This window comes from Rhodococcus sp. IEGM 1302 (genome assembly GCF_030056935.1).
In the GTDB taxonomy this organism is placed as follows: Bacteria; Actinomycetota; Actinomycetes; order Mycobacteriales; family Mycobacteriaceae; genus Rhodococcus_F; species Rhodococcus_F qingshengii.
Genome location: NZ_JASHKY010000015.1, coordinates 65,486 through 78,263, shown reverse-complemented (window position 1 = coordinate 78,263; position 12,778 = coordinate 65,486). Strand labels below are relative to the sequence as shown.

Here is a 12,778-nt window from a genome sequence, read left to right as displayed (position 1 = left end):
TAGGAGGAAAGGTAGTGATGTGGCTCACCCCCGCACTACCCCCGAAAGGGGGTAGGAGTGATCTCAGTCACCACTTGTATGCAATGGTAACGAGTTTCACGACCCTCGACATGCCGCAGGCCGTCCGATTCGTTCACACGAATCGGACGGCCCTCGAGAAACTGCGTCACGGTGCAACGCTACGGATCAAGCCTTACCGGCAGCCCCGAAAAGCTCCTGACGGATCTCGCCCCACACCGTGGCGTAGGAGTCGATGATCGGTTCCGAAATCCACTTAGACTCCCCCGCTTGCACTTTCGCGAGAGCATCCGAGAAGAGATCCTGATAGCGAGACAACCGCGGAACGAATGCCGACAGATCATCGAACAGGTTTGCAGCCCGGCGATCCAGCTCTGCAAGGGAATCCGCATCTGCGTCGTCGATGAGCGCGGCGAACTCCTCGTCCAAGGGAAGGAACGCCTCGTACACCTCACCGATGGAGTCCTCGTCGATCGAGACGCGCTCGGCGTCCAACTGATCTTCGAGTTCTGCCAAACCTTTCTCGGTCAGGCTGATGGCGTTTTCCGCTTCGACCGCTTTGCCCTGCGCGACAAGTGCGTCGTACGCAGCTTGACCGGAAGCCGCGCTGACGCCCAGGTGCTCGGCCAGGACGACCGCTCCGACCCGCTCCTTGAGACGTACTGCTTGGAGCAGTGCCAACTCGTCCACATTGCCAGCGAAGGCCATCGATTTCTCCTACTCACGTGCCGCCTCTGCGGCTCCAGCATCACAGCGGACACCCGTGGGTTTCCGCAGCCCGACAAAGGGCTCGACAGAATCAGATCACACCCCGATCGATCGTTGTGAAGTCACCGCGACAAGTCGACCGTCACGCGACGGAATCGGCCTGATCGGGGATCACGCTGCCGTCTGCGCGAGTCACGGCACCTTTTGCCCCGGCCGCGTCGGTGTAAGCATCGGTCGAGCAGTGATAGAGAGCGTCCGCCCGGGACTTCGGCTCGATGAACATGGGGTTGACCAGCCATTTCCCGTCACTGTTGTCGTAGGCATTGCACATCAGTTCGGGATTGTTGCGGTTGATCACCAGGCGCGCGCCGGTCGCATCTCCGAGGAACGTCACGTCGGTGACAGAATCACCGGCAGCAAATACCTGACGTCGATCGGCGGCCAACTGCTCGAACGCCGTAGGCCCTTGAACCCCGTAGACAACCTCGTTGACCTGGCACCGCTTGCCGTCGATGTACGGAATGACCGAGTCGTCGCCGTCCGCAACGCCACCACACCCACGCAGGCGCCCGGTGAGAACCCCGCCCTCGACGATGGGCCGAACTCCCATCACGTGATCGGCGTCCAATCCCAGCTGTTCCGCCCAGACTCGAACGACCGGTTCGGCCGAGGCGGAGATGATCCGCACGTCGAATCCATGAGCGCCGAGGGATTTCACCAAATCTTCGATTTGCGCGTAGTACCGCACCGAGCCGTCGACTTCCGTCGTACCGACGGTCTGATCGGATCCTTCTGCAGCAGCGAGATTCTCGGCACGCGCTGCGCGGGCGTACTCGGTGATCTCGTCCTCGGTGTGCCCTGCCATCAACTGCACGGCCCACGCGTATGCGGCTTTTGTCCGGCGGTGATCGTAACCGTCGAATGCGGCCTGGCCGTCGCGAGTCTTCTCTTCGAGTACCGCAATGATCTCGTCGGCGCAGTCCAAGTCGGTGCTGGTTGCCAACGGTTGCCCCGGCGCGGTCTCGGAGCCGCACGCGGCGGAAAGTGCGGCAGCGCCGGCTGGCGTCATGAAGCGGCTGGTAGTTGCCCAGTCCCCTCCGGCAGGCTGTAACACCTTGTTGTTCTTGATCATCCAGAATGCGGTGGCGCTTCCGATGTCGTTCTTGACAACTGTGTTGTCCCAGTCGAAGAGCGCCAACGGAGCTCCGTCATCGACATCACCTGCAGCTCCACACGTTCCGAACTCCGTCATCATGGCATCCAACGTCACACGGTTGTCGCCGTACCACGCAAGACTGGGATCCAACGCCGCGCAGGACGAACCACTTTGCGCCACATCTTCTTTCGGGGCGCTCTCGGCCGAACTACATGCAGTTGCACTCAACAGGACACTACCTACCGCCAACGCACACAGGGCGCGGGCATGCAGCGAACGGAACATCGATTCCCTCGTTTTCGTCGTGATTCGGGTACGACGGCATACCCGAGTGTCGATCGACCCGGGTATGCCGTGCAGTTGTCAATTAATCGAGCGTCAGCACTTCTCCCGACGCAACGGCGTCGGCGCGAGAGGTGTCCTTGAGGTCGACGCCGGAGCGGCCCAACTGGCGCGCTCCCGCCACCAATCCCAGGACGACACGAGCAGCCTGCTCGTATCCGAGTCCCTCGGGTGGGTGGACATTGGAAATGCAGTTTCGATCTGCGTCGGTACGACCCACGCGCGGAAGGTGAGTCAGATAGATCCCGACACTGTCCGCAACGGAGAGCCCTGGACGTTCGCCGATCAGGACGATCGCCGTCTGCACTCCCATCGCGGCAGCGATGTGATCACCCAGTGCCACACGGGCATTCGTGGCGATCACGGGCGGCGCGATCGAGTACCGCTCCCCCAACACCGTGACCAACGCGGACAGCAATTGCTCACCGTGGTCCATCAGTGCGCGCGGCGAGAGTCCGTCGGCGAGGATGAACCCGATTTCCTTGTCGGAACTCGAGATCGCACCCAGGTCAGCCGGTTGGCGCCCCAGGTCGGGTCTCCGGAGATACTCACTGCGGGTGGAGACGCTGCTCGCGACCACCACCGGCGCCCCGATGCCCACCCCTTCGACCCGACTGGCAAGCGTCTCGGAGTCGAGTGGCTCGTGGACCGCGTCGCGAGCTGCAGCGTGCGCTGCCTTGAATTCGAGAACCCGCTTGGTGGGCAACGAATCACCGGCGCGGCCCAACCCGATACGCGATTGTGTGGTCTTGCGCAGTGGACCCCAGAAATCGAGGATCGGTGCCTGATCTTCGGTCATGAGTTCACCGTCAAAGCCCGCAGCGGCGACATTTCGGCATCGATCGGAAGAACCCGACCGTTTGCGTCGGTCATCCCCAAATTGTGGAGCCAGGTCTCGAATTCCGGGGCGGGCTGCAAACCGAGAACCTTACGCACGTACAGCGCGTCGTGGAACGCCAGACTTTGATAGCCGAGCATCACGTCGTCGGCGCCGGGCACCGCGATCACGAACGCCGCGCCGGCGACGCCCAGCAAGGTGAGCAGGTTGTCCATGTCGTCTTGATCGGCTTCGGCGTGGTTGGTGTAGCAGACGTCCACTCCCATCGGCAACCCGAGGAGTTTTCCGCAGAAGTGATCCTCCAAGCCCGCGCGAATGATCTGCTTGCCGTCGTAGAGATACTCGGGACCGATGAAGCCGACCACCGTGTTGACCAGCAGCGGTTCGAGATCACGTGCCACTGCGTATGCCCTGGTCTCGAGTGTCTGCTGATCGACCGGGGCTCCGCCGGTGCCGTAGTGGGCACCTGAGCTGAGGGCGGACCCCTGCCCCGTCTCCAGGTACATGACATTGTTGCCGACCGTTCCGCGGTTCAAGGAGCGCCCGGCCTCGTTGCCCTCACGCAGGAGCGGAATGTTCACTCCGAAACCGGAATTGGCGCCTTCGGTACCGGCAATCGACTGGAAGACAAGATCGACCGGCACCCCCGATTCGATCAGCCCGATCGTGGTGGTCACGTGCGAGAGCACGCACGACTGAGTCGGGATCTCGAATCGCTGACGGATGTCGTCGAGCAGGTGGAGCAGATCCGAGGTGGCCTGGGGTGAATCCGTCGCGGGGTTGATACCGATGACGGCGTCGCCACATCCCATCAGGAGACCGTCCAATGTGGCCGCCGCGATGCCGCGTGGATCGTCTGTCGGGTGGTTTGGCTGGAGTCGGGTGCTCAGCCGGCCGGGCAGTCCGATGGTCGTACGGAACCCCGCGGTCACGGTGATGGCCTTCGCGACGGCGATCAGGTCCTGATTGCGCATGATCTTGCTGACCGCCGCAACCATCTCGGGGGTGAGCCCGGGACTTACGGCGGACAAGCGTGCTGAAGCTTCCGGCGCCGACGCGGTCTCGAGCAACCAGTCTCGTAGTCCGCCGACAGTCAGGTGCGCCACCGGCGCAAAGGCCAGGCGATCGTGGCTGTCGATGATGAGCCTGGTCACCTCGTCGTCCTCGTACGGAACCACCAGATCTTCGAGGAACACCGTCAACGGAAGATCAGCCAGAACCCATTGAGCAGCAGCACGTTCGGCGTCGGAGCTTGCCGCGCAACCGGCTAGTTCGTCACCCGACCGCAGTGGTGTCGCTTTTGCCATCAGATCGACGAGACCGTCGAACGAGTAGTTGGTTCCGGATACCTGCTGGTGATACTTGGCCATCCCGCGACTCATCCCAATTCTTCTTCCGCCTGTGCAAGTACAGCAAACTCCTCGTCCGGCGAGTTGGCAACAAGGTGGTGACGACTGTAGAGACCGAAGTACGCCATCAGAACTCCGAAGGCAACCAACGTCAGCAATGCCGCAACGGGATCGACCAGGAAGGTGGCCACCACCGACACTGCCGCGATCACGAGCGCAAACGAGGTGGTGGCGATACCGCCGGGCGTGCGGTACGGGCGCGGCATGTTCGGCTCACGCTTACGAAGAACGATGTGACTCACCATCATCAGGACGTAGCTTACTGCCGCGCCGAACACCGCCATGTTGAGCAACATTGCACCTTCACCGGTGAGTGAGAGCGCGAAGCCGATGACTCCGGGTACGACGAGAGCGAGAGTGGGGGCCTTACGCTTGTTGGTCACCGACAGGTTCTTCGGCAGGTAACCGGCACGCGAGAGCGCAAATGTCTGGCGTGAGTAGGCGTACATGATCGAGAAGAAGCTCGCGACCAGACCGGCAAGTCCGATGTAGTTGACGGCCTTTGCCGCTCCGCTGTCCCCCAGCGCCTCGACGAGCGGATTTCCGGAGGTGGACAGGGCGTCTGCGCCGAGCGCACCGGTGGCGAGGAAGAGAACCGTTGCGCCTGTGACGATCAGGATCAACATGCTGATGATGATGCCGCGGGGGACGTTCTTCTCCGGCTCACGTGCTTCCTCGGCGGCCAGCGGTACACCTTCGACGGCAAGGAAGAACCAGATCGCGAAGGGCACGGCGGCCCAGATTCCGAGCAGACCGAATGGCAGGAACGACGACGATCCGACTGCGCTGGTGTCGACGGCGATATCGGTGAGGTTGGACGAATCGAAAAGGCCGACAGCCGAAACCGCGAACACGACCAGGCCGACGAGTGCAATGGCGGTGATGATGAACATCGCCTTGAGTGCCTCACCGGCGCCGGTGAGGTGAATGCCGATGAAGATCGCGTACACCGCGAGGTACACCCACCAGCCGTCGGTGATCCCGAACAGGTTCAGCGACTCGACGTACGCACCGATGAAGGTCGCGATCGCTGCGGGCGCTATCGAGTACTCGATGAGAATCGCTGTGCCGGTGGCAAATCCACCCCAGGGCCCCATGGCCCGTCGGGCGAACGTGTACCCCCCGCCCGCAGCCGGAAGTGCCGACGACATCTCGGCCATACCGAGCACCATCGCCAGGTACATACCCGCGATGACAACCGCCGCGATGAGAAGGCCACCGAAACCACCTTCGGCCAGACCGTTGTTCCAGCCGGCGTAGTCACCGGAAATCACATAGCTGACACCCAACCCCGCAAGCAGCACCCACCCTGCTGTTCCCTTTCGGAGTGTTCGTTTCTCCAGGTACGAATTGTCTTCCGCATGGAAGTCTGCGCCGTCGTGGTGTGCACCCGCGGCACCGGCGTTTTTGCCGGTTGCGTGGTCGGAAAGAGACATGTCCATCCTCTGAATCGGTCAAGAATGAGACGACGCACGGTGGATGCGTCGCGTGAAATGAACGGTATGTGGGCGATGTACGGAGAAGGTCGCCTGGAGATGACCGTGCTGTTAACTGGCTGTCATGTGAGCGGCCCCGAGTCTGTTCAGATCTTCTTCAGGCTGCCGTTCTCAGGATCGGGCGGCCGCGCCCGGCACCGGGCAGGCATCGACGGCCTCGGCGACCACCTGGGGAACCGTCGGGGGCAAAGGACGCACGCCCGCTTCCCAATCAGCGCCCACGAGAATGCTCGACGCGCCGAGTGCTTCGTTTTCGTCCGGTGTGAATGCCCTTGCTCGACTGAGGAATCTGAATCCTTCAGGAGACTCCAGGCTGAATCCACTGCCGCGGCCGGGCACGACGTCCAGCACCAACTGGGTGTGCTTCCAGGCTTCGAACTGTGATCCGGAAATCCAGACCTGTACAGCGTCGGTTCCGGTGGGAAGGTCTTCGGGAGTCTCTCCGACAGCAAGTCGGAGATCGACGATTCCGAGTAGTACGTCACGGTCCCCGACGATGAATTCGCCTGAGGGATAACACATCGGGGCCGAGCCGTCGCAGCATCCGCCGGATTGATGCATCATCAGTTCGCCGTGAGTCCCGCTGAGGCGGCGCAGGAGGTCAGCCGCCCCAGCGGTGGTCACCAACCGGGGTGGAACGGCGCCGGTATCGGGTGTGTCCGTGGCGCTCATTCCAACCTCCGTGTGTTTGTGCAGGTTTCGCGTGTTGCAGTCTTGCTCACCGGCACCCGCAGCGAGGGGCTCACGGGTACCGGTGGGTCGATCAGAAGAAGCCCTGAGCCTTCTGGGCGTAGCTGACCAGGAGGTTCTTGGTCTGCTGGTAGTGCGAGAGCATCATCAGGTGGTTCTCGCGGCCGATGCCGGACTGCTTGTATCCACCGAAAGCGGCGTGTGCCGGGTACTGGTGGTACGTGTTGGTCCAGACGCGACCGGCTTGGATGTCGCGGCCTGCGCGGTAAGCAACTCCGCCGTCGCGGGACCAGACACCGGCGCCCAAACCGTAGAGCGTGTCGTTGGCGATTTCGATGGCCTCGTCGTAGTCCTTGAACGAGGTGACCGAGACGACGGGTCCGAAGATCTCTTCCTGGAAGATGCGCATCTTGTTGTTGCCGGTGAACACCGTCGGCTGGACGTAGTAACCGCCGGACAGGTCTCCGCCGAGTTCGGCTCGCTCACCACCGGTGATGACCTTGGCGCCTTCGGCCTTGCCGATCTCGATGTACGAGAGGATCTTCTCGAGCTGATCGTTGCTGGCCTGGGCACCGATCATGGTGTCGGTGTCGAGCGGATCCCCTTGGCGCACAGCCTTCGTGCGGATGGCTGCCATCGCCAGGAACTCGTCGAAGATGTCTTCCTGGATCAGCGAACGTGACGGGCAGGTGCAGACCTCGCCCTGATTGAGGGCGAACATCGTGAAGCCCTCGAGTGCCTTGTCCTGGTAGTCGTCGTTGGAGGCAAGGACGTCGGAGAAGAAGATGTTGGGGCTCTTGCCACCGAGTTCGAGGGTGACGGGGATAAGGTTCTGCGACGCGTACTGCATGATCAGGCGACCGGTGGTGGTCTCACCGGTGAACGCGATCTTCTTGATACGCGGGCTGGACGCGAGCGGCTTTCCGGCCTCGACGCCGAAGCCGTTGACGATGTTGAGAACACCGGCAGGCAGCAGGTCACCGATGATGCCGATGAGGTGCAGGATCGAGACTGGCGTCTGCTCGGCAGGCTTGAGCACGATGGCATTACCGGCAGCGAGGGCGGGGGCAAGCTTCCACACGGCCATGAGGATCGGGAAGTTCCACGGAATGATCTGGCCGACTACGCCGAGCGGCTCGTGAAAGTGGTACGCCACGGTGTCGGAGTTGATCTCCGAGAGCGAACCTTCCTGTGCGCGAATAGCTCCCGCGAAGTATCGGAAGTGATCGATGGCGAGCGGAATGTCGGCGTTGAGGGTCTCGCGGATCGGCTTGCCGTTGTCCCACGACTCGGCGAGTGCGATGGATTCGAGGTTCTCCTCCATACGATCAGCGATCTTGTTCAAGATGATCGCGCGCTCGGCGACCGAGGTCTTGCCCCAGGCCGGAGCTGCTGCGTGCGCTGCGTCGAGAGCGAGTTCGATGTCTGCTGCGGTGCTACGAGCCACATCACAGAAATTCTGTCCGGTCACCGGTGTCGGGTTCTCGAAGTACTGACCCTTGACCGGAGCAACCCATTCGTTGCCGATCCAGTTGTCGTATCGAGACTGGAAGGACATGATCGCGTCGGCGGTACCTGGGCGGGCGTACACGGTCATTGCAAGCTCCTATGTAAACGTGTTCTTCCTGGGCGCACCCACCAAATCGGTGACTGCAATCCCACCCCCCGGTGGGGTGTGATTCACAACACTAGGAGTTGCAACGTTGCAAGTACGTTGCGTGCGAGAAACGCGGATGATTCTCAGATGCCCAATTGGCGGTCGAGGAGATCAATTCTTGCCTGGACCTGCGAATACAGCGGAGATTGAGGATCCAACGTGGACAGGTAGGCCTCCCACACGACTGAGTCTTCGCGGCCGTGTACCGACGTGGTCCACCGGGCCAGAAGGTTGGCGTCACCTCCACGCAGCAGAGCTGCCTGGACCCTGGTGCGTAGTTCTTCCCGCACCTCTTCGATGCCGGGAGACGCCGAGCCCGCCAGCACCGGGCCCGAATACAGTTTCATCGCCGTCGCTGCGTCGCCTCGATCCAACGCTGCCCGCACCTCGCCGACATCTGTCGTGAACTCCGTGATGATCCGATAGGGGCGCGAAGCCAGCCGGTCGGCACCGAAAACCTTACGAAGCCGCGACATTTCCGCGCGAATGGTCACTGCGTCGAGTTCGCCCTCGTCGAGCAGGACCGCAAGGTGGTCGGAGCTGAGACCCTCCGGGTGTTCGGAAAGCAGAAGGAGAATCTCGGCGTGACGCTGCGAAATCGGGATGCGGTCACCGCCGCGAACCAGCGTCGGCCGGCCGGCACCGAATGTTTCGAGGCGCGGAGCCGTGGCACTGAGTGGGATGGGCGAGTTCAAGAGATGGAATCGCAATTCCGATTCGGCGGCCGCGACAGTTGCACGGATCAGTGACAGCACTTCGGGAACCGCAACCCTGGGACCACCGGTGATGTCGATGGCACCAAGGATTTGCCCAGTGGTGGGATCGTGGACGGGTGCGGCCGAACAACTCCAGTCGTGCACGGTTCGGTTGAAATGCTCGGATCCGAAAATCTGTACGGAGTGATCGAGAGCAAGCGCCGTTCCCGGCGCATTGGTGCCGACACGATCTTCGCTCCAATCGGCGCCTTCGACGAAGTTCATGGACAACGCCTTGTCCTTGGCCGAGTTGTCACCCTCCACCCAGAGCAATCGACCGTGTGCGTCACTGATCGCGATCAGCAGTCCGGTCTCGGCAGCATCTTCCACCAGGAGTTTCCGAATCACCGGACGGATCAGTGACATGGGATGCGCGGAGCGATATTTTTCGAGCTCCAACCCTTCGAGCATCTCAGGGTTGCCGACCACATCGGGATTTACCCCCTTGTTGCGGCTACGCATCCAGGACTCGAGTACGACCGAGCGGACATGGGAGTCGTCGGTCAGCCCCTGGCCGGGCACGCCGCGGGCATCGATGAACGACTGATGGGCAGACGAAAGTCGCCGCGCGAGTAACGCGACGTCATCGCCTGGCCTGACCGCCACCCACGGGTTGCCGGGCACAGCCTGTTCACGTGCCATATTTTGCGTTCCTCCGCTCCGTGGACCACTGTAACGCCGATCACAGCCCATAGGCGAGAACGACCATTCGGTATGACTGCCGACCCAGCCTGCTGCCCCTCGCGGTCACTCGTCGCCGAGCAGAATGGCGCTTGCTCGTTCCGCGACCATCACCGCGGTCGCATGCGGGCCGCGGGTCGGGATCGTCGGCAGGATTGACGTGTCAACAATACTGAGTCCTTGCGCGCCGATCACACGGCACCGACCGTCGACGACTGCGAACGGGTCCGCCTCGGCACCCATCACGCAACTACCGGACATATGCAGCGACGTTCCCAGGCGGGATTCGACCCACTCATCGGTGTACTCCACAACGGGGCGATCGATCAACCCCGTCTCGGCGATCGACTCGAGAAGATTCTCGGCGATCCGCATCCCTTCCCGAATGGCAGCTCGATCGTGCGCCGACGCGACGTAGTTGTACCGAATACGCGGCGCCCCAGCGGGATCCCGCGATGCCAGTTCGATGCTTCCCCGGCTGTGCGGCGCCATGAGGACCACTCCGACGCCGTGGTCCATGCGAGGCACACCGGGAACCAGTTCGGTGAAAGATGCGGTGTACGGACGGATTTCGATCTCAGCGAGGTTGAGGGCCGTCTCCAGCACCGGAGTCTGCGATCGAATCGTGCGGGGCTTCGAAAAATGGTACGGCAGCAGCACTTCCGGGTGGTCGACGAAGTTCTGTCCGACGCCCGGTCGATCGAGAACGACGGAAACTCCCTGCCCTACAAGTTGTTCCGCTGGACCAACACCGGAATTGAGGAGAATGTGCGGTGTCGCCACCGCACCCGAACACACGACCACATGGTCGGCACGAATGCGTCGGACATTGCCGTCGCCGAGAACGTCGACGCCGATCGCACGGGTACCCGAGAACGCGATACGAATGACGTTCACTCCGGATTCCACCCGCAGATTCGGCCGGTGCAACGCCGGCATCAGATACCCGATCGCCGTACTGATCCGACGATGATCCGACACGTTCAGTGGCACTCGGCCCACCCCGAACGAGTCCGGCGCATTCTTGTCGACGTCGTCGGGAAAGCCTGCTCCGAGCGCTGCCGCATGAAACTCGCCGCTCAGTGGATGCAGTTGGTCCCACGCTCGACGCTCGACCGGGATCGGTCCGGCGGTCCCGTGGAACTCGCTCTCGAAATCACGATCCGTTTCGGACTTCTTGAAGTACGGCAAGACGTCGTCGTATCGCCATGAACTCGGCCAATTCTCGAAATCAGCACGGGTCGCGCGGGTGAAGTACGCACCGTTGACGGCTCCGGATCCACCGAGTGTCCGCCCCCGCGCAATTGTGGACGCCCGACGCGGCGTCAGTTCGACCGGATAGGTCCACGTGTATTCGCTCGCAGGTCCGACCGGCAGTCGGTACGGATCACCCAGGACGTCCGGGAGTTCGAGCGCCGATCGATATCCGCTTCCCGATTCGAGGAGCATCACCGTGGCGGATGGATCTTCACTGAGCCTGGCTGCGACCACGCAACCACACGTGCCACCACCGACAACCAGGAAATCTGCGTAGTCGGCTTCTGTCACTTGGTGATTCGAGGTTTCAGCGCCGCCCAGTCGCGGGCGTCGAATGCGCCACGCCAGAGTCCGGCCCCATACGCGATGTCGTCGGCTCGTTTGAAGAAGACGTACCGAACCGGTCCCAGCCCGCCTGGCTCACGGTGGCGATACCAGTCCACCAAACCTTCGGTGACTGCTGCAGCGACGGCCAGCCGCCGAATTCGCCTGGAGGCGATCACCGCCAGGAGCGTCACGGGCCAGTAGTGACGACACATTGCCGAGGCGAGTTGCCAGAATCCGCCGACAACTCCCTGCGCGGTGAGGATCGCCGCGATCCGGGTGGGTTGACTCAGGCCGGTGAACATCTTTCGCAGCCGGTAAACGGTAAACAGCAAAGCGCCGAGTGCGCCGGCAAGACCGGAACGGGTCAGTGTTGCAGCGGCGATACACGCGAAGAGCGTCGAGAACGACATCGCCATCGGCGGAACCGAACCCTCGTGTCTTGCAGCCAACGGCGCCGCACCCGTGCCGTAGAACGCTCTCCTGGCGAACCACTTGTCGAACTGAACTCGATGATCGTGGGCGACATGCGCAACCGGTTCGTACCTCAGTCGCCAACCCGCAGCCTGCAGTCGCCAGCAGAAATCGACGTCCTCGGCTACTTGGAGACTCTCGTCGAAACCGTTGCATTCGAGTGCCACGTCGCGCCGGACGATCACGGCGGCGCTGGGGACATAGGCGACCGGACTGCCCGACTTCACCGCAGCTTCCTTGCGTCCGAGGTCGAGAGACGATCGCATGTTCTCGTACCGCGCCAGCGCCGTCCCGTACGGATCGAGGGCCACGATGCGGGGTGCAACAAGGGCAACCCCCGGATCGCTGAAGTGGCCCAACATCAACTCGAGCCAACCGGCACGCGGTATGACGTCGGAGTCCAGAAAAGCTACGAAACATGTTTGGGCCGAACGCAATCCCGAGTTTCTCGCTGCCGAGGGTCCGCGGGCACTCTCGTGCCGGACCACTGTGATGGTGCCGGTGCCCGGGCAGGCGCGACGGGGCTCCACCGGCACTTCCGAACCGTCGTCGACAACGATGACGGTCAGATCCTTGAGAACGGGCAATAGGCGTTCGACGCCGGCCTGGTTGTCCTTGACCGGAATCACGACCGTGACATCGGCAGCGGACGGCGTCGACATCGGACGAGGATTCGCGACACCTGAATCGAGAAGGTGTCGCGCAACCGCAGCGCTCTGCTGATCGACCACCTCGAGGAAGCCGTCACCGATCATCGCCGCAGCCGTCGGCGCCAGCTTGAGCATCCGCGTCGGAGATCCGCCGATGAGTACCCGGCCACCCGAGTACGTGCGCACCTTGGGGTCCAACCGAATGCCGAAGCCGTCGGGGAGTCTTGCTGGTCGCATCAGATGATCGTAAGGGACGTAGCCCGTCGTGCTGCAACTCGTCGCAGCCTCGAAAGCCGTCGCAGGTGGACCGTCCGCCCCCACTC

General features: G+C 62.4%; 10 protein-coding genes. All 10 read right to left on the bottom strand.

Annotated features, from left to right (window positions below; all coding sequences use genetic code 11):
• Positions 1-186: 186 nt before the first annotated feature.
• The 10 genes from QM609_RS19880 to mftF all read right to left on the bottom strand — a co-directional run bounded on the left by QM609_RS19880 (position 187) and on the right by mftF (position 12,692).
• Positions 187-726: a hypothetical protein gene (locus QM609_RS19880; RefSeq protein ID WP_003942083.1), complete on the bottom strand. Its 540-nt coding sequence runs from the start codon at positions 724-726 to the stop codon at positions 187-189.
• Positions 727-868: 142 nt separating this feature from the next.
• Positions 869-2,167 carry an HAD family hydrolase gene (locus QM609_RS19875; protein WP_042922506.1) on the bottom strand — a complete coding sequence of 433 codons (1,299 nt, stop codon included), beginning with the start codon at positions 2,165-2,167 and terminating at the stop codon, positions 869-871.
• Positions 2,168-2,249: 82 nt separating this feature from the next.
• On the bottom strand, positions 2,250-3,023 hold the full coding sequence (eutC, locus tag QM609_RS19870) for an ethanolamine ammonia-lyase subunit EutC (protein ID WP_047268929.1): 774 nt from the start codon (positions 3,021-3,023) through the stop codon (positions 2,250-2,252).
• Positions 3,020-4,444, bottom strand: coding sequence for an ethanolamine ammonia-lyase subunit EutB (locus tag QM609_RS19865; protein ID WP_007730162.1), 1,425 nt, complete (start codon positions 4,442-4,444; stop codon positions 3,020-3,022). Before QM609_RS19865 ends, eutC begins: the two co-directional genes overlap by 4 nt.
• Positions 4,441-5,913 carry an ethanolamine permease gene (eat, locus tag QM609_RS19860; RefSeq protein ID WP_149357742.1) on the bottom strand — a complete coding sequence of 491 codons (1,473 nt, stop codon included), beginning with the start codon at positions 5,911-5,913 and terminating at the stop codon, positions 4,441-4,443. The genes QM609_RS19865 and eat overlap by 4 nt, the downstream gene beginning before the upstream one ends.
• A gap of 165 nt (positions 5,914-6,078) precedes the next feature.
• Positions 6,079-6,639, bottom strand: coding sequence for a DUF779 domain-containing protein (locus tag QM609_RS19855; RefSeq protein ID WP_003942021.1), 561 nt, complete (start codon positions 6,637-6,639; stop codon positions 6,079-6,081).
• A 91-nt stretch (positions 6,640-6,730) separates the two neighbouring features.
• Entirely contained in the window at positions 6,731-8,254 is a 1,524-nt protein-coding gene (gene adh, locus QM609_RS19850; RefSeq protein WP_283337352.1) for an aldehyde dehydrogenase, read from the bottom strand.
• Between the two features lie 143 nt (positions 8,255-8,397).
• Positions 8,398-9,711: a sigma-54-dependent transcriptional regulator family protein gene (locus tag QM609_RS19845; RefSeq protein WP_047268928.1), complete on the bottom strand. Its 1,314-nt coding sequence runs from the start codon at positions 9,709-9,711 to the stop codon at positions 8,398-8,400.
• Between the two features lie 105 nt (positions 9,712-9,816).
• On the bottom strand, positions 9,817-11,298 hold the full coding sequence (mftG, locus tag QM609_RS19840) for a mycofactocin dehydrogenase MftG (protein WP_050656077.1): 1,482 nt from the start codon (positions 11,296-11,298) through the stop codon (positions 9,817-9,819).
• Positions 11,295-12,692: a mycofactocin biosynthesis glycosyltransferase MftF gene (gene mftF, locus QM609_RS19835; RefSeq protein ID WP_050656085.1), complete on the bottom strand. Its 1,398-nt coding sequence runs from the start codon at positions 12,690-12,692 to the stop codon at positions 11,295-11,297. Before mftF ends, mftG begins: the two co-directional genes overlap by 4 nt.
• Positions 12,693-12,778: the final 86 nt, after the last annotated feature.

Coding starts and splice junctions, on each gene's coding strand:
- QM609_RS19875 (WP_042922506.1), bottom strand. CDS start 2,167: ATGTTCCGTTCGCTGCATGCCCGCGCCCTGTGTGCGTTGGCGGTAGGT.
- adh (WP_283337352.1), bottom strand. CDS start 8,254: ATGACCGTGTACGCCCGCCCAGGTACCGCCGACGCGATCATGTCCTTC.
- mftF (WP_050656085.1), bottom strand. CDS start 12,692: ATGCGACCAGCAAGACTCCCCGACGGCTTCGGCATTCGGTTGGACCCC.
- QM609_RS19855 (WP_003942021.1), bottom strand. CDS start 6,639: ATGAGCGCCACGGACACACCCGATACCGGCGCCGTTCCACCCCGGTTG.
- eutC (WP_047268929.1), bottom strand. CDS start 3,023: ATGACCGAAGATCAGGCACCGATCCTCGATTTCTGGGGTCCACTGCGC.
- QM609_RS19865 (WP_007730162.1), bottom strand. CDS start 4,444: ATGAGTCGCGGGATGGCCAAGTATCACCAGCAGGTATCCGGAACCAAC.
- QM609_RS19845 (WP_047268928.1), bottom strand. CDS start 9,711: ATGGCACGTGAACAGGCTGTGCCCGGCAACCCGTGGGTGGCGGTCAGG.
- eat (WP_149357742.1), bottom strand. CDS start 5,913: ATGGACATGTCTCTTTCCGACCACGCAACCGGCAAAAACGCCGGTGCC.
- QM609_RS19880 (WP_003942083.1), bottom strand. CDS start 726: ATGGCCTTCGCTGGCAATGTGGACGAGTTGGCACTGCTCCAAGCAGTA.